At 71.9% G+C, this 20,312-nt stretch carries 21 protein-coding genes; 8 read left to right on the top strand and 13 right to left on the bottom strand.

What is annotated here, in order from left to right; translation table 11 throughout:
* Positions 1 to 46 precede the first annotated feature (46 nt).
* From ITI46_RS02465 to ITI46_RS02445, 5 genes are all read right to left on the bottom strand, one after another.
* On the bottom strand, positions 47 to 706 hold the full coding sequence (locus tag ITI46_RS02465) for a putative DNA-mimic protein (protein WP_209237690.1): 660 nt from the start codon (positions 704 to 706) through the stop codon (positions 47 to 49).
* 17 nt (positions 707 to 723) lie between these two features.
* Positions 724 to 1,665 carry an alpha/beta fold hydrolase gene (locus tag ITI46_RS02460; RefSeq protein WP_247745361.1) on the bottom strand — a complete coding sequence of 314 codons (942 nt, stop codon included), beginning with the start codon at positions 1,663 to 1,665 and terminating at the stop codon, positions 724 to 726.
* The gene (locus ITI46_RS02455; protein WP_307808034.1) at positions 1,662 to 2,399 is read right to left on the bottom strand and encodes a GntR family transcriptional regulator; all 738 of its coding nucleotides are present in this window, start codon (positions 2,397 to 2,399) and stop codon (positions 1,662 to 1,664) included. Before ITI46_RS02455 ends, ITI46_RS02460 begins: the two co-directional genes overlap by 4 nt.
* A complete protein-coding gene (locus tag ITI46_RS02450; protein ID WP_209237732.1) occupies positions 2,396 to 3,748 on the bottom strand; it encodes an aspartate aminotransferase family protein in 1,353 nt (450 codons plus the stop codon). The genes ITI46_RS02455 and ITI46_RS02450 overlap by 4 nt, the downstream gene beginning before the upstream one ends.
* A gap of 304 nt (positions 3,749 to 4,052) precedes the next feature.
* A complete protein-coding gene (locus tag ITI46_RS02445; protein ID WP_209237689.1) occupies positions 4,053 to 4,682 on the bottom strand; it encodes a LysE family translocator in 630 nt (209 codons plus the stop codon).
* 110 nt (positions 4,683 to 4,792) lie between these two features.
* On the opposite strand from ITI46_RS02445, the gene ITI46_RS02440 reads away from it, so the two are divergent.
* The 4 genes from ITI46_RS02440 (at position 4,793) to ITI46_RS02425 (ending at position 8,650) form a co-directional block, all read left to right on the top strand.
* Positions 4,793 to 5,245: an Lrp/AsnC family transcriptional regulator gene (locus tag ITI46_RS02440; RefSeq protein ID WP_209237688.1), complete on the top strand. Its 453-nt coding sequence runs from the start codon at positions 4,793 to 4,795 to the stop codon at positions 5,243 to 5,245.
* A 98-nt stretch (positions 5,246 to 5,343) separates the two neighbouring features.
* The gene (locus ITI46_RS02435) at positions 5,344 to 5,928 is read left to right on the top strand and encodes a DJ-1/PfpI family protein (protein ID WP_209237687.1); all 585 of its coding nucleotides are present in this window, start codon (positions 5,344 to 5,346) and stop codon (positions 5,926 to 5,928) included.
* Positions 5,925 to 6,455: a MarR family winged helix-turn-helix transcriptional regulator gene (locus ITI46_RS02430; RefSeq protein ID WP_209237686.1), complete on the top strand. Its 531-nt coding sequence runs from the start codon at positions 5,925 to 5,927 to the stop codon at positions 6,453 to 6,455. The genes ITI46_RS02435 and ITI46_RS02430 overlap by 4 nt, the downstream gene beginning before the upstream one ends.
* A gap of 170 nt (positions 6,456 to 6,625) precedes the next feature.
* Entirely contained in the window at positions 6,626 to 8,650 is a 2,025-nt protein-coding gene (locus tag ITI46_RS02425) for a serine/threonine-protein kinase (protein ID WP_209237685.1), read from the top strand.
* A 214-nt stretch (positions 8,651 to 8,864) separates the two neighbouring features.
* Here the strand turns inward: ITI46_RS02425 and ITI46_RS02420 are convergent, their stop codons facing one another.
* Both ITI46_RS02420 and ITI46_RS02415 read right to left on the bottom strand, forming a co-directional pair.
* Complete coding sequence (locus ITI46_RS02420) at positions 8,865 to 10,529, bottom strand: ABC transporter permease (protein WP_209237684.1); 1,665 nt, start codon at positions 10,527 to 10,529, stop codon at positions 8,865 to 8,867.
* Positions 10,526 to 11,554, bottom strand: coding sequence for an ABC transporter ATP-binding protein (locus tag ITI46_RS02415; protein WP_209237683.1), 1,029 nt, complete (start codon positions 11,552 to 11,554; stop codon positions 10,526 to 10,528). Before ITI46_RS02415 ends, ITI46_RS02420 begins: the two co-directional genes overlap by 4 nt.
* A 127-nt stretch (positions 11,555 to 11,681) precedes the next feature.
* Between ITI46_RS02415 and ITI46_RS02410 the strand changes: the two genes are divergently transcribed.
* Positions 11,682 to 12,161, top strand: a complete 480-nt coding sequence (locus ITI46_RS02410) for a GbsR/MarR family transcriptional regulator (RefSeq protein ID WP_307808033.1) — start codon at positions 11,682 to 11,684, stop codon at positions 12,159 to 12,161.
* 164 nt (positions 12,162 to 12,325) lie between these two features.
* Here the strand turns inward: ITI46_RS02410 and ITI46_RS02405 are convergent, their stop codons facing one another.
* On the bottom strand, positions 12,326 to 13,264 hold the full coding sequence (locus tag ITI46_RS02405) for a diacylglycerol kinase catalytic domain-containing protein (RefSeq protein WP_209237730.1): 939 nt from the start codon (positions 13,262 to 13,264) through the stop codon (positions 12,326 to 12,328).
* Positions 13,265 to 13,601: 337 nt separating this feature from the next.
* Between ITI46_RS02405 and ITI46_RS02400 the strand changes: the two genes are divergently transcribed.
* Both ITI46_RS02400 and ITI46_RS02395 read left to right on the top strand, forming a co-directional pair.
* Entirely contained in the window at positions 13,602 to 14,885 is a 1,284-nt protein-coding gene (locus tag ITI46_RS02400; RefSeq protein ID WP_209237682.1) for an adenylosuccinate synthase, read from the top strand.
* Between the two features lie 97 nt (positions 14,886 to 14,982).
* Positions 14,983 to 15,591: a Uma2 family endonuclease gene (locus ITI46_RS02395; protein ID WP_209237681.1), complete on the top strand. Its 609-nt coding sequence runs from the start codon at positions 14,983 to 14,985 to the stop codon at positions 15,589 to 15,591.
* On the opposite strand, the gene ITI46_RS02390 is transcribed toward ITI46_RS02395, so the two are convergent.
* Positions 15,579 to 16,190, bottom strand: coding sequence for an HXXEE domain-containing protein (locus tag ITI46_RS02390; protein ID WP_209237680.1), 612 nt, complete (start codon positions 16,188 to 16,190; stop codon positions 15,579 to 15,581). The two genes, ITI46_RS02395 and ITI46_RS02390, sit on opposite strands and share 13 nt — an antisense overlap.
* 204 nt (positions 16,191 to 16,394) lie before the next feature.
* Between ITI46_RS02390 and ITI46_RS02385 the strand changes: the two genes are divergently transcribed.
* Positions 16,395 to 16,661 (top strand): hypothetical protein, encoded by a 267-nt coding sequence (locus tag ITI46_RS02385; RefSeq protein WP_209237679.1) that lies wholly within the window; start codon positions 16,395 to 16,397, stop codon positions 16,659 to 16,661.
* Between the two features lie 92 nt (positions 16,662 to 16,753).
* Here the strand turns inward: ITI46_RS02385 and ITI46_RS02380 are convergent, their stop codons facing one another.
* The 4 genes from ITI46_RS02380 to ITI46_RS02365 form a co-directional block, all read right to left on the bottom strand.
* Entirely contained in the window at positions 16,754 to 17,467 is a 714-nt protein-coding gene (locus ITI46_RS02380) for an alpha/beta hydrolase family protein (RefSeq protein ID WP_209237678.1), read from the bottom strand.
* Positions 17,464 to 18,702, bottom strand: a complete 1,239-nt coding sequence (gene kynU / locus ITI46_RS02375) for a kynureninase (RefSeq protein ID WP_209237677.1) — start codon at positions 18,700 to 18,702, stop codon at positions 17,464 to 17,466. The genes ITI46_RS02380 and kynU overlap by 4 nt, the downstream gene beginning before the upstream one ends.
* Complete coding sequence (locus ITI46_RS02370) at positions 18,695 to 19,516, bottom strand: tryptophan 2,3-dioxygenase family protein (RefSeq protein WP_209237675.1); 822 nt, start codon at positions 19,514 to 19,516, stop codon at positions 18,695 to 18,697. Before ITI46_RS02370 ends, kynU begins: the two co-directional genes overlap by 8 nt.
* A 242-nt stretch (positions 19,517 to 19,758) precedes the next feature.
* On the bottom strand, positions 19,759 to 20,172 hold the full coding sequence (locus ITI46_RS02365; protein WP_209237673.1) for a DUF3151 domain-containing protein: 414 nt from the start codon (positions 20,170 to 20,172) through the stop codon (positions 19,759 to 19,761).
* Between the last annotated feature and the right edge of the window lie 140 nt (positions 20,173 to 20,312).

The raw sequence follows: 20,312 nt of genomic DNA, 5'->3' as shown, positions 1-20,312 counted from the left end.
CCCTCAGGAGAGGCCCCTCAGAAGCCCCCGCAGCCGGACACGAGCGTCAGCCGAACACGATCATCGACCCCTGCGCCAGACTGCGCGTCGCCGCAGCATGCAGGCTCAGCCACACATGCCGCTCCCTGCCGAACGGCGTGCCGTCCTCGTAGCCGATGGCCGCGGAGGCCGCGGGCTCGTCCAGATCGGTGGGGCGCAGCGGCGCAGCCGGCGCGGGCGGCGGGTTGTCCGGGTCGATCCCCAGGTGCGGCCCCACCGTCCGCAGCTCGCGCAGCAGTCCGTGGCTGGAGCCCAGCGGGCCGCCGCCCTCCAGCAGTTCGTCGGCGGACAGCGGCGCGGTGAAGTCCACCGGGATGTAGGCGCCCGCGTGGTCGTAGTGCCACACCAGGTGCGACTGCTGGGCCGGCTGCTCGAACATCTCCAGGAGTTGCTCGTAGTCGCTGCCCAACTCCCCCACAGGCGTGACCTCCAGACCGGCGGCCAGCAGCAGATAGGCGCGGCGCAGATAGTGCAGGGCCTCGTAGTCGAAACCGGCGACCGGGGCGACGTCGCCCGACAGGCCCGGCATATAGCCGAAGACGGGAACCGTGGGCAGGCCGGCTTCGGTCAGCGCTCTGTCGTAGGTGGCGATCTCTTCCGAGAAGGGGTTGTCGGGGCTGTGGCAGAGCACGTCGACGAGGGGGACGAGCCAGAGGTCACAGGCCAAGGGGCGCTCCAATACCGTCAGGAACCTGCCTGTTCCCCAGCGTAGTGCGAGCAGCGCCCGGTGAGGACGTGCAGTACGGAGGAGGCGTGCGTCCACAGCAGCGCGCCGCCCACCCCGGGCAGCAGGTGCCGTACGGCACCCGGCACCCGCGCCGTCAGCCCCTCGCCCTGGTCCGGCGAGTGGCCGAAGTCCTGGTCGCCGTACCAGAAGTCGACCGGCACCCCGATCGCCGCCAGATCGATGTCCCAGCGGCCCATGGCGAGCACGGTGTCGCGGGCGTAGCCGTCCGGGCCCTGAGCGAACGCCTCGTCCAGGGCACGGCGGTAGGCGGCCGCGAAGTCGGCGCGCTCGTAGACCGCCCGGTCACAGGGCGGGCTGCCGGAGAGCACCATGTCCCACATCGCCTGCGGGGTGAAGCGTGCGAACTCCGCGTGTGCCGCCTCGGGTTGACGGGTGGCCAGCGCGGTGAGGCGGTACAGGTCGGCGGGGAGTACGCCGGTGAAGGGCGGCTCGGCGAAGCGGGGGTCGGCGATCTCGTCGGCGCCGGAGACCACGGCCAGCGCGCCGACCACCCCGTGCGCGGCACAGGCGAGTGCGAAGGGCGCCCCCTGGGAGTTGCCCACCATCGCGGGGCGGTCCAGTCCGCGCGCCTGGGCGAACGCGGCGACGTCGGCCGCGAAGTCGTCGAACGTACGGCCGGGCGCGGGCGTCGAGGCGCCCAGCCCCGGGCGGTCCAGCGCGATCAGCCGTACGCCCAGCTCGTCCACGACGCCCGCGCCGAAGCCGAGCGAGCGGGACGTTGCGGCGCCGGGCGAGAAGAGGACGGGTATGCCGTTCTCGGGCCCCCACTCCGCCCACGCCAGTTCACGGCCGTCGGGCAGCGGCGTACTGCCGGTGCGCGCTGCGGGAGCGACCAGGCCGGCGGAGCCGTCGGGAACTACTGTCATGTGTGCTGTCATGCGTGCGGCTCCTCGGCGCCGACCTGGGCCAGCGCATGCTGATGGTAGGTGGCCATGACCTCGCGGGCCGCGCGTGCGTCGCCCGCCTCGACGGCGTCCAGCAGCGCGTTGTGCCCGGACCACAGGCGGCCGCGCAGCGAGGAGTACCGGCGCAGGACGGGGACGGCGAAGACCCAGCACTGGACGCGGAGCCGGTCGAGGAAGTCGCAGACGTACGGATTGCCCAGCAGCCCGCTCAACTCCCGCCAGAACCGCAGGTCGTAGGCGATCAGCACATCGAGATCTCCGGCGCGCGCCGCGCGTTCGGCGGCGTCGGCCCGGCGGCGTACCGACGCCAGCACCTCGGGCCCCAGGCCACCGAGCGCACGGCGGGCCACCGACATACCGGCCGAGAGGGGCGAGGGCGCGGAGGAGGCCGGGGAACCGCCCGCGTGTTCCTGGTCGGTCTCGATGCCCTGGAAGACGCCGTCCACCACCAGCTGCCGGGCCTCGCACATGGCGCGGTAGTCCGCCAGGGTGAACTCGTGGACGCGGAAGCCGCGGTGCTGTTCCACGTCCAGCAGCCCCTGCGCGGCGAGATCGACCAGCGCCTCGCGGACCGGAGTCGCGGAGACGCCGTACTGCTCGGCGATCTCCTTGACCGTGAAGTCGCGCCCCGTGGCGAGCCGGCCGGCCAGGATCTCGTCGCGCAGCGCGGTGGCGATCTGCGAGCGCAGGGTGCTGCGTTTGATCACGCGCCCGATCCCCCACCCGAAGCCGCCCCGGTGACGGTGTGCGCGTCGGCCGCGGTCAGCGCCTCGTCCAGCACGGCGAGGCCCTCCTTGAGCTCCGCCTCGGTGATGTTGCACGGCGGTACGACATGGGTGCGGTTCATGTTGACGAATGGCCACAGGCCACCGCGCTTGGCGGCCGCGGCGAAGTCGGCCATGGGTCTGTTGTCGGCGCCGGTGGCGGCGTAGGGGACCAGCGGCTCGCGGGTCCGCTGGTCGCGCACCAGGTCCAGGGCCCAGAAGACGCCGGTGCCGCGCACCTCGCCGACCGAGGGGTGGCGGGCCGCCAGCTCGCGCAGCGCCGGGCCGATGACGGTCTCGCCCAGCCGCGCGGCGTGCTCGACGATGCCCTCCTCGGCCATGGTGCGGATCGTCGCGACGGCGGCGCCGCAGGCCAGCGGATGCCCCGAGTAGGTGAGCCCGCCGGGGTAGGGGCGCTGCTCGAAGGTCTCGGCGATCCGTGAGCAGATCGCGACCCCTCCGAGCGGTACGTAACCGGAGTTGACGCCCTTCGCGAACGTCATCAGATCGGGTACGACGTTGTAGAGGTCGGCCGCGAACCAGGTGCCGGTGCGGCCGAAGCCCGCCATCACCTCGTCCAGCACGAAGACGATGCCGTACCGGTCGCAGATCTCCCTGACGCCCGCCAGATAGCCGGGCGGCGGCATCATGATCCCGGCCGTGCCGGGGATGGTCTCCAGGATGACGGCGGCGACGGTCTGCGGGCCCTCGTACGCGATCGTCTGCTCGAGGTGCGCCAGCGCGCGCTCGCACTCCTGCTCCTCGGTCTCGGAGTAGAAGGGCGTGCGGTACAGGTGCGGCCCGTGGAAGTGGACGACGCCCGCGGTGCCGCTGTCGGACGCCCAGCGGCGCGGGTCGCCCGTGACGTTGATGGCCTGCTGGGTGCCGCCGTGGTAGGAGCGGTAGGCGGAGAGCACCTTGGCGCGTCCGGTGTGCAGCCGGGCCATCCGGATGGCGTGCTCGACGGCGTCGGCGCCGCCGTTGGTGAAGAAGATCTTGTCCAGGTCGCCCGGCGTCCGCTCGGCGATCAGCCGGGCCGCCTCGGAGCGCGCCTCGATCGCGAAGGCGGGCGCGAAGGTGCACATCTTCGCCGCCTGCTCCTGGATCGCGGCGACGACCTTGGGGTGCGCGTAGCCGATGTTGGTGAAGACCAGGCCGCTGGTGAAGTCGAGGTACCGGTTCCCCTCGTAGTCCCAGAAGTACGAGCCCTCGGCGCCGGCCACGGCAAGCGGGTCGATCTGCCCCTGCGCCGACCAGGAGTGGAAGACATGTGCCCGGTCGGCGTCGTACACGGCCCGGCCGGTCGCGGGGTCCGGCTGCGGCGTGGTGCGGAGGTGCGGTGTGGTGCGGGGCTGCGGTGTGGTGCCGCGCTGCGGTTCGGTGCCGGGCTGCGATGAGGGCTGGTGGTGCGTCGTCACGGTCGGTACCTCGGTTCGCTCGCGTGTCGCCCGTCCGGCCTGGGACGGATGCTTCCGGGCAGGGAGGCCCCCGGAAGGGTGACAGCCAGCGTAATGTCGCGCGCCCGCCTTCCGCGCAGGGAGGGCGGGACAGCGGGAGGGGACCGGCGGACCGGGACCGCGGGAACGGGACGCCCGCTCAGTGCGGGAGCTGCTCCACCAGCAGCAGGGCGCCCAGCACGACCATCACCGCGCCGGAGAGCCGGGTGATGACGCGGGCCGCGGTGGGGCGGGCGCGCAGGACGGTGCGGGCCAGCGAGCCCACGCCCAGGTAGACGGCGCCGGCGGTGCACATGTGCAGCAGTCCGAGCAGCCCGATCTGGAGGGCGAGCGGCCAGTGGCCGTGCTGGTCGGCGAACTGGGGCAGCAGCGCGACGTACAGCAGCAGCGCCTTGGGGTTCAGTCCGCTGACCCCGGCGCCTTTGAGCACCCGGGAGCGCGCGCCGGGCCCTTCCGCCCCGGCCTCGTCCACCTGCGGCGCCCCGGCGTCCTTCGCTCCGGCGAAGGTCGTCACCCCGAGCCACACCAGATAGCCGGCGCCCAGCGCCGTGAGCGCGGTCAGTACGCCGGGCGTCTGCGCGACCACGGCCGCCACTCCCGCCACGACGACGGCGGTGAGCCCCACGTACCCCAGCATCAGCCCGCCGACAGCAGGCACCACCGACCGGTCCCGCAGCCCTGCGGTGATCGTGTACGCCCAGTCGGCGCCCGGGACGAGTATGAGCAGAAAGGAGACGGTGAAAAACGCGGCTATGGAGCTGACAGCCATGGATGGTCCTTCCTCTCCGCGGGGTGCGAGGAGGAAGAATAGAAAGAAATGCCTCGAAGGTGTTCCCTGAAAAGGTCGTCTGACGTGCTGAGAGTGGAAGAATCTTCCCCATGGACGACTTGGACCGGCAGATCCTTGCGGAGCTCCAGAACGACGGCCGGCTGACCGTCACCGAACTGGCAGCGCGGGTGGGGCTCAGCCTCTCCCCGTGCCACCGCCGGCTGCGCGAACTGGAACGCAGCGGCGCCATCCGCGGCTACCGCGCCGTAGTCGACGCCGACGCGGTGGGCCTCACCTTCGACGCGCTCGTCTTCGTCACCATGCGCCAGGAGGACCGCACCACGGTCTCCGCGTTCGAGCAGGCACTGACCGAGCTTCCGCAGGTGATCCAGGCCCAGCGGCTCTTCGGCGATCCGGACTATCTGCTCCGCGTCGTCACCGCCGACCTGGCCGCCTTCCAGCGCCTGTACGACGAGAAACTCGCGACGCTGCCGGGCGTGCAGCGGCTGAGCTCGACGCTGGTGATGAAACATGTGGTCCATGAGCGCCCGCTGCCGGCGTGAGGGCGGGCCCGCAGCGCGGCGACCCCGGGTTCATTGACAGTTCGCTGTCGAAATGACAGCATCCTGTCATTCACCATCGAGCGCCCATGGAGGCCGCCATGACCGTCCATCTCGCCGTGTACGACACCGTCGCCGACTGGGAGTACGGTCACGCCGTCGCGCACCTCCCCGGTGGCGTCCGCACCGTCGGCCTCACCAGCAGCACAGTCACCACCAAGGGCGGGCTGCGCATCGAGCCGGACATGACGCTGGACGGGCTGCGCCCCGTCGACAGCCGGCTGCTGATCCTGCCCGGCGCCGACACCTGGATCAGCGGAGCCCTCGCCGACTTCGCCTACACGGCACGGGAGTTCCTGCACGCGGGCGTGCCCGTCGCCGCGATCTGCGGAGCCGTCTACGGGCTCGCCGACGAGGGGCTGCTCAACGAGCGGGCGCACACCAGCGCCGCGCGCGAATTCCTCCAGGCGGCAAACGGTTACCAGGGCAGTGCGCTCTACCGCGAAGCGGACGCCGTCACCGACCGCGATCTGATCACGGCGGGACCGACCGAACCCGTGGCCTTCGCCCGCGAGATCTTCACCCGGCTGGGCACCTACGAGCCCGACGCCGTGGACGCCTTCTACCGGCTCCACCAGCACTCCGACCCGGAGGCCTACGCGGTCTTCGCGGCGGCGCGGGCATGAGCGAGCATCCTGGCGAACGGGAGCTTCCCGGTGAACGGGAGCTTCCCGGTGAACGGGAGCTTCCCGGTGACCGCGGGCTTCCCGATGAACGGGAGTTGGTGAGCGAGACCGCGCTCGCCGTCTTCCGGCTCAACGGCCAGTTCCTCGGCGCCGCCGAACTGATCGCCCGCCCGGCCGGGCTGACCGCCGCCTGGTGGCAGGTCCTCGGAGCCGTACTCCGCGAACCGCTGCCCGTCGCCGGGATAGCCCGGGCCATGGGCATCACCCGGCAGAGCGTGCAGCGCATCGCCGACCTGCTGGTCGAACGGGGCCTCGCCGCCTACGAACCCAACCCGGCGCACCGCCGCGCCAAGCTCCTCACCCCCACCCCCGAGGGCCGCGCCGCCATCGAACGTATCGTCCCCGGCCATGCCGAGCTGGCCCGGAGGCTGTGCCAAGAGCTGGGCGGTGAGCGGGAGTTCGCCCGGGTGGCGGCGGCCCTGCGGCGGCTCTCGGAGGCGATGGAGGCCCTGTACCCGGAGAAATGACAGCGTGCCCGAGGGGAACTTCGCGGCACACGATCAAAGCGAAGCTTGTCAGAAGCTTGTCAGCAGCCCGACCGTGACCTTCCTGCCGGACAGTGAGATGGGAGACGACGACCGACAGGCCAAGCGACGTTGAGCGACGTCGAGCGACGAAATACGGGGGCGGGCAACGGATGACGGACCTGACGCCACAGGACCCGGTCGGAATCGGCGGCTATCGGCTGCTGAGGAGACTGGGCGCGGGCGGCATGGGACGGGTGTACCTGGGGCGCTCCTCGGGCGGCAGGACGGTGGCCGTCAAGCTGGTGAAGGAAGAGCTGGCGGCCGACCCCTCGTTCCGGACACGGTTCCGGATGGAGGTGGAGGCCGCGCGGCGGGTCGGCGAGAGGTGGACGGCACCGGTGCTGGACGCCGACACCGAGGCCGACACCCCATGGGTGGCCACCGGATACGTCGCCGGGCCCTCGCTGGAACAGGTGATCTCCGCCGGGCGGGCGGGCAGCGGTGCGCCCTCGGCGCGGCAGGGGCACGGGCCGCTGCCGCCCGGCTCGGTCCGCGTTCTGGCGTACGGACTCGCCTCCGCGCTGCTCGACATCCACGGCGCCGGGCTCGTCCACCGGGACCTGAAGCCGTCCAATGTGCTGCTGACCATCGACGGGCCGCGCGTCATCGACTTCGGTATCGCCCGCGCGCTGGACGAGGTGCCCGCCTCCACGCTGACCAGCACCGGCATGGTCGTCGGTTCGCCCGGCTACATGTCGCCCGAGCAGATCACCGGCGGCAGGCTCTCCCCGGCGAGCGATGTGTTCTCCCTCGGCGCCGTGCTCGGCTACGCCGCGACCGGACAGCCGCCCTTCGGCCTGACCGGTGGCGGCGGCGGGGTGCACGCGCTGATGTACAAGATTGCCTCCGAGGAGCCGGACCTGGGCGCCCTCGGCGCCGACCCGGCCGACGAAGAGGCCGTACGGCTGCGGGAGTTGATCGGCGACTGTCTCGCCAAGGACCCCGCGGCGCGGCCCGCGCCTGAGGAGGTCGTCGCGCGGGTGCAGCCGGTGTCCGTCGGCGCCTCGGCCCCGCCGTGGCTGCCCGCGGGGCTCTTGGCCGAACTGGGCCGCGAGGCGGTGCGGTTGCTGGACACGGACACGCCGCCGCGGGGGTCGGGGAAGCCCGAGGGGTCCGGCCCGGGGGAGGATCCGACCGCTGTCAGGGCTTCCGTTTCCGGTTCCGGTTCCACTTCTGGCCTTGGCCACGGCCCCGGCTCCGGTTCGGCGTTCGGGGCGGGGTCGGAGTCCGGGTCCGGGGGCGGGCCCGAGGCGCCCACCTCGGCGCTTCCGGCGTCCGGCGGGGGCCAGCACGCACCGCGGCGCCGTGTTCGGCGCAGCCGCCGTGCGCTGCTCGCCGCCGCGGCGGCCGTGGTCCTGGTGGGCGTCGGGGTCGCCGCAGCCGGCACCGGTATCGGGCCGCTCGGCGGCAACGGCGGGGGCGGCGGAGGCAAGGACGGGGACAAGGCGTCCTCCGACGTGCCCGCACCGTATCTCGGCACCTGGGTGGGTGCCGTCGAGCGGGACGGCAGGCCCACCGGCCAGTACCGCCGCTTCGACGTCACCAAGGGCAAGGAGGGCGAGATCGTCGCCACCAGCATCAGCCTGGGCACCGACTACGAGTGCAAGAGCGACGGCAAGCTGGCCTCGGCCCCCGGAGCCGGGGGCGACGGCGAGGGCATGCGGCTGGACACCAAGGTCGTCAAGAGCACGCCGGCCGGCAGGTGCGCGGCGATCGGCGTCCATACGCTGACGGCCAAGCCGGGCGACGTCCTCGAATGGCGGGCCGCGGGGCGTACGGCGACGCTGCGCAAGGTTGCCGACCCGCGGCGGATGCCGGACGGGCTGGTCGGCGAGTGGCGCCGCCCGCTCTCGGGCGGCGGCCACCAGACGTTGACCGTGCGCGGTGACGGCTCCGCCGATCAGGGGCTGACGATGGTGTCGGACGGCGCTGAGCACTGTGAGGCGCGGGTCGATGTCTTCTCCCCCGGCACCGGCACGGAGCCGGCGCGGCTGGCGCCGCCCGACGTGGACCGGTCCGCGTCGCGGGGCACCTGTGCGGCGGGGGACACCTCCACGTTGCGGGTGGACGGGGATGGTGTGCTGCTCCGCGAGTTCCCTGACGGGCGGGTGCTGCGGTACCAGGCTGCCGACTGAGGGGGTGCGCCTGACTGTTGTTCGCGGACTGCGGGTGAGTTTTGGTTGCGCGCGCAGTTCCCCGCGCCCCTTATTTGTTTCCCCGCAAGCTTGGGCAGTCTGCTCCCCCAAGCTCTTCGAGCAGGGGGCACCCCCAGGGCGCAGGGTGGGCAAGCGCAGCCCCCATGCCGGGCACCGACAAGCATGACCCGCACCCCTTCAGTACGCGGCGCCCTCACTTCGCGTCGAGGTCCCGGCGGCGGAAGCCGGCAACGCCGCAGGCGATCAGGGCAGCGGCCACCAGCGTCAGCAGGACCATCGGCGTCCAGCGCATGTCGGAGGCGGGGAGTTGGGGGACGTGGCCGAAGGGGGAGAGGTCGTTCAGCCAGCCGGGCAGGTCGAGGAGCTTGCCGAGGTAGCCGACGACGAAGCCGTAGGCGGGAACGGCCCAGGCCAGCGCGGTCGCCCGCGGTGCCCAGCCGAACAGCAGGACGGCGAAACCGCCGGTCACCCACAGCGCGGGCGCGTAGGCGAGCCCCGCGCCCAGCAGCTCGGCCACCAGGCCGCCGTCGCCCGCCGAGGCGGCTCCCGTCAGGCCGAGGGCGAGCGCGCCCAGCGCCAGGACGAGGGTGCCGCCGCCCAGTGCGGCGACCAGGTGCGAGCCGAGCCAGCGGGACCGGGACAGACCGGTGGCCAGCAGGGGTTCGACACGCCCCGCGGTCTCCTCGGAGCGGGGCCGCAGCGCGGCCATCACCACGAACAGCGCAGCGACGACGGCGACGACGAGCATCACCGTCGAGGCGAACGACTCGACCAGCGTGCCGCCCGCCTTGGCGAGGGCTTCGCGTACGTCGTCCAGGTCCTTGAGCATGTCGTCCACGTCGCCGAGGATCGACCCGTACATCGCGCCGAGCAGCAGCAGCCCGGCGCAGAAGCCGAGGAACAGCCCGCGGTGCAGCCGGACGGCGAAGCCGACCGGGTTGGTGAGCGCCTCCGTCGCGCTCGGCCTGCCCAGCCGGGGCGGCAGGATGCCGGCGCCCACATCGCGCCGGGTGCTGAGCGCGTATCCGGCGGCGGCCGCGACGAGGGCCAGCGCGAGCGCGGGCAGCAGCGGCCACCAGCGGTCGTCGACGAAGGGGTAGCTGCGCTGGATCCAGCCGATCGGTGAGACCCAGGAGACCGCCTCGGTGCCGACGTCGCCCGCGGCGCGCAGCCCGTAGGACGCACCGAGCACGGCCAGCGCCATCCCGGAGGCGGCCCTGGTGTGTGCGGACAGCTGTACGGTCACGGCCGCGACGCCCGCGAAGACGAGGCCGATCACGGTGTGCGCGGCGCCGTAGAGCAGTGCGCCGCCCGTGGTGGCGCCCTCCAGCCCCGCGCCGGGCAGCGCGGCGGCCAGCAGCAGCCCCAGCAGCACATTGGCGCTCGCCGCCACGGCGAGCGCCGAGGTGAGCGTGGCGTGCCGTCCGACGACGCCGGAGCGGACCAGCTCGGCGATGTTGCTCTCCTCGTCGGCGCGGGTGTGCCGCACGACGGTCAGCACGCTCATCAGCCCGGTGAGGATCGCGCCGTAGCCGAGCATCATCAGGCTGAGTGCGGAGGCCGGGGTGAGCTGCGAGAGATAGTGCTCGGGTCCCGTCATCGCCAGCATCGCGGGCCCGCTGAGGGTCTTGACCATGTCGGCGCGCTTCTGCGGGTCGTCCGGCGCCATCTGCGTCGCCTTGTTCACGCTCGCCAGTGTGAACAGCAAGGTGGCCAGCACCCAGGCGGGCAGCCGTACCCGGTCGCGGCGCAGCGCGAAGCGGAAGAGGGCGCCGGTGCCGGCGAGCGGGTGGCCCGCCGTCCCGCTCCGGTCGGGTACAGCGCCGGTGCGGGGCGCGGTCTCGGTGACGGTGCTCATCGGGCGCTGCCCTCCGCTGCTGCGGCGTCGGCCGAGGCACCGGCCGACGCGTCCGCGGTGGTGCCGGAAGGGGCGCCGGAGGTGGTGTGGCCGAGCTCGGACAGTTCGTCGCCGTAGTGCCGCAGCATCAGCTCTTCCAGGGTCGGCGGGTGGCTGACCAGGCTGCGGACGCCGATCCCGCTCAAGTGGCGTACGGCGGCCCCGAGGTGGGCGCCGTCGACCGCGAAGTGCACCCGGTCGCCGTCCGTCCGCAGGTTGTGGACACCGGGCAGCTCCTCCAGACCGGTCGGCGGACCGTCGGTCTCCGCCTCGATCGTCGTCCGGGTCAGATGGCGCATCTCGCCGAGCGTCCCGGACTGCACGGTCCTGCCGAGCCGCACGATGCTCACCCGGTCGCAGAGCTTCTCGACCTGGGACAGGATGTGGCTGGAGAGCAGGACGGTACGGCCCTGGGCCTTGGCCTGGAGGATGACGTCCTGGAAGACGACCTCCATCAGCGGGTCGAGCCCCGAGGTGGGTTCGTCCAGCAGCAGCAGTTCCGCGTCGGAGGCGAGCGCGGCGATGATGGCGACCTTCTGCCGGTTGCCCTTGGAGTAGCTGCGGCCCTTCTTCGTCGGGTCGAGGTCGAACCGCTCGATCAACTCCGCCCGCTTCCCCGCATCGATGCCGCCGCGCAGCCTCGCCAGCAGGTCGATGGCCTCGCCGCCGGTGAGGTTGGGCCACAGCTCGACGTCGCCGGGGACGTACGCCAGCCGCCGGTGCAGGGCGACCGCGTCGTGCCAGGGGTCGGCGCCCAGCAGCCGGGCGGTGCCGGTGTCGGCGCGGAGCAGGCCCAGCAGGATGCGCAGGGTCGTGGACTTCCCCGCGCCGTTCGGGCCGAGGAAGCCGTGCACTTCGCCGGTGGCGACCTCCAGGTCGAGCCCGTCGAGGGCCCGGGTCCTGCCGAAGGTCTTGACGAGGCCGGACACGGAGATCGCCGGGGTGGAGGGTGCCGCGGAAGGGGTCGCGGTCGTGGACGCGTTCATGGTTTGGAAGCTACGCTCATTTCACAAATTTGTGAAGTTAAGGAAGCGTTAGGATCGTCCACAGGAGCGCTGAGCAGGGAGAACGCTGAGCAGAGGGAACAGCGAGCACAGGGAGAAGCTGACAGACGTGGCAGATCAGGACCCCGTGGAGGACTACGAGAAGCGGGCCTCCCCCTTCGTGGAGCGGTTCGCCGCGGATCTCACCGAGGCGGGCATGCAGCGGATGGCGTCCCGCGTCTTCGCCTGTCTGCTCACCTCCGACGACGCCGCGCTCACCTCGGCGGAGCTGAGTGAACGGCTGCATGCCAGTCCGGCGGCGATCTCCGGTGCCGTGCGGTATCTGTCGCAGGTCGGGATGGTTTCCCGGCAGCGTGATCGCGGGTCTCGCCGCGAGCGGTACCAACTGCACCAGGACGTCTGGTACAGCACCCTGCTGAGTCGCGATCATGTCCTGGGCCGGTGGCTGGTCACGCTGAACGCCGGGGCGGAAGCAATTGGTGCGGAGACGCCCGGGGGGCGGCGGTTGCGGGAGAGTGCGGAGTTTCTTGAATTCATGCGGCAGGGGTTGGAGGAGCTGCTGGAACGGTGGCAGTCCCGTCGCGGTTGAGCCCTCTCACTTCCCGGGGAGGGGGTGCCCCTCGTTGTTGTTTGCGGTCTGCGGGTTCATTGTGGCTTGTCGCGCAGTTCCCCGCGCCCCTGAGTTGTTCTCCGCGAAGCTTGGGCAGTCTGCGCCAGGGGCGCAGGGTGGGCAAGCGCAGCCCCCTTTGCGGGTCAGCCCGTAGGTAGGACCAGGTGCCAGGCGCGGGGGTGGACCGTCCAGGTGCGGGATTCCGCGGGGGCGGCGAAGGCGCCCGCGTCCGCGTCGGCGCGGTAGCGGAAGCCCTCGGGGGCCGAGACCGTCACGGACTTGGCGCGTACGCGGACGGGTTGGCCCGCGAGGGGCTGGACGGAGAGCTCTGCCAGGCCCTCGGCGCCGTTAGTGCGTACCGTCACATCCATCACCGGCCGGTCGGGCCCTGTGACGACCGCCCCGTCCGCCTCAACCCGCAGCCGCTGCACGGTACGGACCTGCGGAGTGCGGGGCGCCGGGGTCACCGGTGCCGGGGCCCTCTCGTCACGTTCGCCGTCGGCGCGGGACAGCAGGGTGCGGGCCAGCGCGTGGTACATCCGGCGCCACGGCGAAGCCGCAGCCGAGGGGGCGCCCTCCCGGTGCTGCGGGGCCGGCGAGGGGGCGTCCTGCGTCCCCTCCGTACGCAGGCCGCCCAGCACGATGCCGTCCTCGTCGTCGACCAGCAGGTCCAGCGCCCGCAGGGTGCCGCGCAGCACCGTGCGGGCGGCCGAGACCGCGTCCAGCGGGAGGCCGAGGCTGCGGGCGAGGGCGACCGAGGGGCCGTTGCCGACCGGCACCACCGACAGCGCCGTCTCCGCCAGTGCGCGTTCTGCGTGCAGATGCTGGACGGCGCGCAGCAGTGCCCGGTCGTTGCCGACCAGGACGGGGCGCCTGCCGCCGCGCCGGGCCAGCAGCCGCGCCGTCTGCGCCGGATCGTCGGGGAGACACAGCTTGAGCCCCGGCGTCCCGGCGCGCAGCACGTCCCGCGCGATGCGTACGGACTCGGCGTCCGCGAGCCGGGCGACCGGGTCGACGACCACGAGCAGCGGAACCTCCCCCGAGCTCTTCGAGCAGGGGGTGCCCCCGGCGGCCTGGTCCACGCTCGCGGGGGGCCTCGCGGAATCTGGAGCCGACACCACGGTCCTTCCTGATGTATCCGGAGGATCCGGATGGTTCCGATGCGTACTTCCTTGCGTACCGGGGTTGCGTGCTGACGTTGCGTACCGGGGCGGTGCTGGTCCGTACGGCCGTCCGGGCCGGGGCACTCCCCTGTTCGTCACCCGGGAGAATTGTTCGGTAATCTCTCGGTGCAAGAGCCCCTGCCGCTGTTGCGCCAGGGGCTTCCTCTATCTGGGGTACCGGCCTGCGGCTCTTGCGCTGGCGCCGAACGGCGCCACCGCACGTGGGACATGCCCCGCCCGGAAGGGGTGTACGCCTGTGCCCGCACTTGTGCTGCTCGGTGCTCAGTGGGGTGACGAGGGCAAGGGAAAGGCCACCGACCTGCTCGGCGGCTCAGTGGACTATGTGGTGCGCTACCAGGGCGGCAACAACGCCGGCCACACGGTCGTCGTCGGCGACCAGAAGTACGCGCTCCATCTCCTCCCTTCCGGAATCCTCTCCCCGGGGTGCACCCCGGTCATCGGCAACGGCGTCGTCGTCGACCCCTCGGTCCTGCTCTCCGAGCTGAGCGGGCTCCAGGAGCGCGGCGTCGACACCTCCAAGCTGCTCGTCAGCGGTAACGCGCACCTGATCACCTCGTATCACGCGACGCTCGACAAGACGACGGAACGGTTCCTGGGCAAGCGGCGCATCGGCACCACGGGGCGCGGTATCGGACCGAGCTACGCCGACAAGATCAACCGGGTCGGCATCCGGGTCCAGGACCTGTTCGACGAGTCGATCCTGATGCAGAAGATCGAGGCCGCGCTGGACTTCAAGAACCAGGTGCTGGCCAAGCTCTACAACCGCCGCGCGATCTCCCCGCAGCAGGTCGCCGAGGAGCTGCTGGGCTACGCGGAGCAGATCAAGGGCTATGTCGCCGACACCACGCTGATCCTCAACGACGCGATCGACGCGGGCAAGGTCGTGCTGTTCGAGGGCGGCCAGGGCACGCTGCTGGACGTGGACCACGGCACGTACCCGTTCGTCACCTCCTCCAACCCGACCGCGGGCGGCGCCTGCACCGGTGCCGGGGTCGGCCCGACGAAGATCAACCGGGTCATCGGCATCCTGAAGGCGTACACCACCCGGGTCGGCGCGGGCCCCTTCCCCACGGAGCTGTTCGACGACGACGGCGAGGCGCTGCGCACCATCGGCGGCGAGTTCGGCGTCACCACGGGCCGCAACCGGCGCTGCGGCTGGTTCGACGCGGTCATCGCCCGCTACGCGACCCGCGTCAACGGCCTCACCGACTTCTTCCTCACCAAGCTGGACGTGCTCACCGGCTGGGAGCAGATCCCCGTCTGCGTCGCCTACGAGATCGAGGGCGAGCGCACCACGGAGCTGCCCTACAACCAGAGCGACTTCCACCACGCCAAGCCGGTCTACGAGTACCTGCCGGGCTGGAGCGAGGACATCACCAAGGCCAAGACCTTCGCCGACCTCCCCAAGAACGCCCAGGCGTACGTCAAGGCCCTGGAGGAGATGTCCGGAGCCCCCATCTCCGCCATCGGCGTCGGCCCGGGCCGCGACGAGACGATCGAGATCAACTCCTTCCTCTAACCCGGCCGTTCACCCGTTCGGACCAACCCATACGGAATGCCCCTCCGCTCCGGGCAGGGCCGGGTCACCCTGGCCTTCGCCTGGAAGGAGGTGCAACATGACGGTTATGGCCGAGCGCACGTCTCATACGTCGGTGGAGCACGGGTCCCACATGTCCGTGGAGGACTTCGAACGGATCGCCTCCACCGCCCCCGAGACCGTCACGTTGGAATTCATCGATGGACGGATCGGGGAGAAGGCAGTGCCGGACGGAGCTCACGCGGGTCTCATCATGTGGTTGCTCAAGCAGTGCATGCAGTCTCGCCCGGACCTCGACCTGGATCCGACGCAGGGGCTGAAGGTCGGCGCCTACCGCAAGGGGAGAGCACGTCCCGACGGCTCACTCGTGCCCCCGGACCACTTCGTGGGCCAGGGCGAATGGGCCGACCCCACAGGAGTGCTGATGACCGTCGAGGTCACCTCGTACGACTCCGACACCGACCAGCGGGACCGGAAGGAGAAACCGTCCGCGTACGCGACGGTCGGCATCCCCGTCTATCTCCTCGTCGACCGTGACCGCTGCGAAGTCGTCGTCCACACCAATCCCAACCCGGAAGCCGGCCGTTACCGCGACCTCCACACGGCGTCGTTCGGGGAGCGGGTGGACATTCCCGAACCGGTCGGGATCTCGTTGGAGACGGAGCCGTTGAAGCGTTACGTGCGCTGAGGCTTGCGCCCTCCCTTGGCGCGCAGCAGGCGCCCGGCCACGAAATGCGAGGCTGCCGTCGCGGCGGCCGCAGCGCCCAGACCGAGGGCGAGGTCGCGGGGGCGGGTGGGGTGGAGGAGGCCCGCGGCGCGCAGGCGGCGGCGGGCCCAGGCGGTGAAGGGGATGACCAGCAGGGGCGAGGTCGCCGAGCCGGGGGTGTAGCCGCGGGTGACGGCGGCCTGCGCCAGGTGTATGAAGCCGTGCAGTCCGAAGCCGGTGAGCGCGTGCTGGTAGAAGGCGCTGCGCCCGCCCGTGCGGTACCCGTCGACGGCGGCGGCCCCCACGATGGCGGCCATCATGCCGACCGCGGTCGCGAAGTGCCGCCCGTCCAGCGACTCCAGCCGCTCCCACACCGCCTCCGGAACGTCGGGCATCCGCTCCCGCATTTCGGGGATCCGGGTCCGGGTCCAGCGGGGGACCATGGCGACTTCCTCCGCGTCGTGCACCGCCCATGCCGCGAACAGGCCCAGGGTGACGCCGACTCCGACCGCGTCGCCCGTCGGCTCCGCGGCCGCCCGTGCTGATCGCGTCCGCGCTGCTTTCGTCCGGTCTGTGTTCATGCCGGAAGTGTGCAGGCCGTACCCGGGAGGCGCGCACGCACCCCCTGTCAGCTTAGGGACCGGGGCAGCCGGTAAGCGCCCGTGCGGGGTAGATGACCGGCACGTATGGACTAACGATGATCGTTTCGCCGCGAGGTGTGGAAGGCATCCGGACGCACAGCCAGAACCGCGCGAGACCGCGCACCAGACCCGCAAGGAGCACGTATGCGCATCCGCACCGCGACCGCAGCCGCCGTCCTGGCGACCGCCGCCGTTCTCGGCGCGGCGGGTACCGCCGCCGCCCACGACAACAACCACACCCGCTGGACGGCGCTCGCCCAGGACTTCAGCGACCACGCCCTGAACGCGCGTGTGAGCAGCAGCGACAACGACACCACGGACATCAAGTCGTTCTCGAACAAGGTCATCTCCGACAACGAGCTGCAGAACATCTCCAGCGGCCTGGCGATCGGCAAGATCGACGTCGACTGAGCCCGTCCGGCTCTTCAGGGCGCCGAGGCGTCCGCGTACCGTTCCGGCCCCGCCTGTCCGCGGGGCCGGACGCGTGCGTGCCCCGGTGCGGCTCAGCGCAGTGACCGGACCAGGACGTCGAAGGAGGGGGTGCGGGGGGTGATGGGGGCGTAGTGGCCGACGCCGGGCATCAGGTGCAGGCGGGCGCCCCAGTTGTTGGCGTAGCGGCGGGACAGTTCGATGGGGACCTCCTGGTCGGCGGTGCCGTGCAGGATCTCCACCGGGACGCGGGGCAACAGCCGCATCGGGTCCACGTCCCACAGCGCGGGACCGACCTTGTCGTCACCGCCGAGGAAGGCGGCGACGACCCCGCCGTTCAGCCGCATCTCATGGGCCCGCTCCAGATCGGCGACCGGCGCGAGCACGACCACCCGCCCGGCGGCCCCCTCCCGTTTGGCCGCTGCCCACAGTGCCAGCTGCCCGCCCGCCGAGTGGCCGAACAGCACGCTCGGCACCGCGCCCAGGTGGTCGAGCGCGGCGTCGATGTCCTCGACCGTCGTGGGCCAGCCGCCACCGCCGCCGACCCTGCGGTACTCGACCAGCGCGACGGAGAAGCCCTCGCCGGCCAGCGCGGCGGCGAACGGGGACAGATGGCTGCGGTCCCACGCCTCGCGCCAGAACCCGCCGTGCAGCAGCACCACCAGACCACCACTGGCGGCCTCCCCGTACAGGTCGATGACCTGCGAGGGGTGTGATCCGTACCGTTCCTGGCGCTCCGGCGCTGCGGGTGGAAGGGCCAGCAGTGGCTTGTAGTCGTCCTGGCTCACCGTGTTCCCCCGATCACTTCGCCCAGGACGCGGGCGGCACGCTCGACGTCCTGAAACGAAGTGTAGAGCGGGGTGAAACCGAAGCGCAGGACACCGGGGCGGCGGAAATCGCCTACGACACCGCGCGCGATGAGCTCCTTCATCACCGGCTCAGCATGCTCGGCCGGGTCGCACAGCAGGGAGATCTGGCTGCCGCGCCGCGCGGGTTCGGCCGGCGTCAGGGGACGTACCGAGATTTCCATACCGGCCGGTCGGTCGGTTCCGTAAGCCCCGACGCAGCGCAGGAAGAAGTCGGTGAGCGCCAGCGACTTGGCCCGTACGTCCTCGATCCGCACCCCCTCCCAGGCGCCGAGCGCGGTCTCCAGCGCGGCCATGGACAGGATGTCCGGGGTGCCCACCCGGCCGCGCGCCGCACCGCTCGCGGGCTCGTAGTCCGGGGCCATGGCGAACGGATCGGCGTGCGAATTCCAGCCCGGCAGCGGGGAGTCGAACCGCTGCTGGAGAGCGTCGCGTACGTAGAGGAAGGCGGGCGAGCCGGGGCCGCCGTTGAGGAACTTGTACGTGCAGCCCACCGCGAAGTCCACACCGTGCGCGTCCACGTCCACGGGCAGCGCGCCCGCACTGTGGCACAGGTCCCAGACGGCGAGCGCTCCGGCCTCGTGGACCGCAGCCGTCAGCGAAGGCAGGTCGTGGAGCGTGCCGGTGCGGTAGTCGACGTGGTTGAGCAGCACCGCCGCGGTGCGCGGGCCCGCCTCCGCCGGGACCTGTCCCGGCGCGAGGGCGCGCAGGGTGCAGCCGGTGAGCCGGGCCGCGGACTCGGCGATGTAGCCGTCGGTGGGGAACGTCGCCGCGTCGACGAGGAGTTCGTCGCGCCCCGGATCGTCCTGCCGTGCGAGGCGGACGGCGCCCACCACCGCCTTGAGGACGTTCACGCTGGTCGAGTCCCCGACGACGACCTGCCCCGGTGCCGCGCCGATGAGCGGCGCCACCAGCTCGCCGACCCGCTCCGGCATCGTCCACCAGCCCGACTCGTCCCAGGACCGGATGCGCAGCCGCCCCCACTCCCGGGAGACGACATCGGCGAGCCGCCCCTCGACGGCTCTGGGCAGCGCCCCGAGGGAGTTGCCGTCGAGATAGACGGTCGCGGGGTCGAGCACGAACAGCTCACGGAGGTGGGCGAGCGGATCGGCGGCGTCCTGAGCGAGGGCTTCGGCCGTGGGCGCGCGGTCAGACATGGCTGCGCGCCGTCCACAGCTCCGGGAACACCTGCTTGGCGGCCCGCTTCTCCAGCCAGGCCACCCCGGCCGAGCCGCCCGTGCCCATCTTGGCGCCCATCGCCCTGCGGGTCGCCACGAGATGGTCGTTCCGCCAGCGCCACACCAGTTCGGCCACCTCGGTCAGCGCCTCGCCGAGCTGGTGCGCCGGGGCGCCGGGGTCGCCCGCGTAGACCCGCACCCATACCGCCTCGACGCCCTCGTCGGGCTCGTACCTGCGGGACACATCCCGGTGCAGTACCGCTTCGGGCACGTCGGCGCCCTGCCGGGCGAGGAACCGCAGCGCCTCGTCGTAGAGGCTGGGCTCCTGGAGCGCCTTCTCCAGCTCCGCGTGCACCCGGGGCGAGCCCCGGTGCGGTACCAGCATGGAGGCGGACTTGTCGCCCAGCAGGAACTCCATCCGCCGGTACATCGCGGACTGGAAGCCGGACCCTTCGCCGAGCGCCGAGCGGTACGCGTTGAACTGGGCCGGGGTCAGATGTGCCAGCGGCTCCCAGGAGGCGTTCAGCGACCGCAGTTCGTACGTGGAACGCTTCAGCGCCGCGAGCGCGCCCTCGATGTCGTCCTGCCGCAGCCGGGTCGCCGCGGTCTGCCACTCGTGCACGATGACGGTGAACCACAGCTCCATGACCTGCGTGGTGACCAGGAACACCATCTCCCCGGGGTCCTCGGAGAGCGGGTGCTGGAGGTGGGTGAGGACGTCCGCGCGGACGTAGTCCTCGTACGGCGTGGTGCCCGCGAAATCCAGTACCGGGGCATCGGGGTCGTGTGACATCGCTGTCTCCACTCACTGTGCTTCCGGGTAGCGGTCCGCCCCTTCCAGATAGACATCCGGAGCCCCGGTCCCCTCGAGCCCTCACGGGCCCACTGCGCATCATCGGGCAGAGAGAGGGCGGCGGCAAGTTGTCCTGCGGTTCCCCGCGCCCCTGATGCGCTACCCGCGAAGCTTGGGCAGTCTGCGCCAGGGGCGCAGGGTGGGCAAGCGCAGCCCCCACGCGGGGTACGCAAGATCGCGCGTCAGCCCAACGTCGCAGCCGCCGTGGGGGAGCTCTCTTTCAGAAAGGTCGAGCAGCGCTCGTATTCGTCCTGCTCCCCGATCGCCTCCGCTGCACGCGCCAGCGCGTGCAGCGCCCGCAGGAACCCACGGTTCGGCTCGTGCTCGAACGGCACGGGCCCGTGGCCCTTCCAGCCGTTGCGGCGCAGCGCGTCCAGCCCCCGGTGGTACCCGGTTCGCGCGTACGCGTACGACTCGACGACGCGTCCCGCCTCGAACGCGTCGTCGGCGAGCTGCGCCCACGCCAGCGACGAGGTGGGGTGCTGCGCGGCGACCTCGGCGGGTGCCGTCCCGGCGGCGAGCAGTTCGCGGGGCTCGGGGTCGTCGGGCAGGTGGGTCGGGGGCGGACCCCCGAGCAGGTTCTCGTGAATGGCCATGACCCCCAGTGTGCCTGTACCTCCCGCGCTCCCCCGCGTCAGGACGCCGCCCGCCACGGAACGCCGGCGGCGCAGCGGCACCCACACAAAAACAGCCACGTCACAGCGCCCCCTCCCGCCGCACGCTTCCCCTCTGTCAC

Origin of the sequence: Streptomyces oryzae (genome assembly GCF_017676365.1) — a bacterium.
Taxonomy (GTDB): domain Bacteria; phylum Actinomycetota; class Actinomycetes; order Streptomycetales; family Streptomycetaceae; genus Streptomyces; species Streptomyces oryzae.
The sequence above is the reverse complement of the archived record's forward strand: the minus strand, read 5'-3'. Positions and strand labels throughout refer to the sequence as shown.

What these genes read in the sequence shown, in the direction of transcription:
- ITI46_RS02430 (WP_209237686.1), top strand. Translation starts at nt 5,925, where the DNA reads ATGAGCGAGCATCCTGGCGAACGGGAGCTTCCCGGTGAACGGGAGCTT.
- ITI46_RS02445 (WP_209237689.1), bottom strand. Translation starts at nt 4,682, where the DNA reads ATGGCTGTCAGCTCCATAGCCGCGTTTTTCACCGTCTCCTTTCTGCTC.
- ITI46_RS02385 (WP_209237679.1), top strand. Translation starts at nt 16,395, where the DNA reads ATGCGCATCCGCACCGCGACCGCAGCCGCCGTCCTGGCGACCGCCGCC.
- ITI46_RS02435 (WP_209237687.1), top strand. Translation starts at nt 5,344, where the DNA reads ATGACCGTCCATCTCGCCGTGTACGACACCGTCGCCGACTGGGAGTAC.
- ITI46_RS02420 (WP_209237684.1), bottom strand. Translation starts at nt 10,529, where the DNA reads ATGAGCACCGTCACCGAGACCGCGCCCCGCACCGGCGCTGTACCCGAC.
- ITI46_RS02425 (WP_209237685.1), top strand. Translation starts at nt 6,626, where the DNA reads ATGACGGACCTGACGCCACAGGACCCGGTCGGAATCGGCGGCTATCGG.
- ITI46_RS02415 (WP_209237683.1), bottom strand. Translation starts at nt 11,554, where the DNA reads ATGAACGCGTCCACGACCGCGACCCCTTCCGCGGCACCCTCCACCCCG.
- ITI46_RS02365 (WP_209237673.1), bottom strand. Translation starts at nt 20,172, where the DNA reads ATGGCCATTCACGAGAACCTGCTCGGGGGTCCGCCCCCGACCCACCTG.
- ITI46_RS02370 (WP_209237675.1), bottom strand. Translation starts at nt 19,516, where the DNA reads ATGTCACACGACCCCGATGCCCCGGTACTGGATTTCGCGGGCACCACG.
- kynU (WP_209237677.1), bottom strand. Translation starts at nt 18,702, where the DNA reads ATGTCTGACCGCGCGCCCACGGCCGAAGCCCTCGCTCAGGACGCCGCC.
- ITI46_RS02390 (WP_209237680.1), bottom strand. Translation starts at nt 16,190, where the DNA reads ATGAACACAGACCGGACGAAAGCAGCGCGGACGCGATCAGCACGGGCG.
- ITI46_RS02440 (WP_209237688.1), top strand. Translation starts at nt 4,793, where the DNA reads ATGGACGACTTGGACCGGCAGATCCTTGCGGAGCTCCAGAACGACGGC.
- ITI46_RS02395 (WP_209237681.1), top strand. Translation starts at nt 14,983, where the DNA reads ATGACGGTTATGGCCGAGCGCACGTCTCATACGTCGGTGGAGCACGGG.
- ITI46_RS02460 (WP_247745361.1), bottom strand. Translation starts at nt 1,665, where the DNA reads ATGACAGCACACATGACAGTAGTTCCCGACGGCTCCGCCGGCCTGGTC.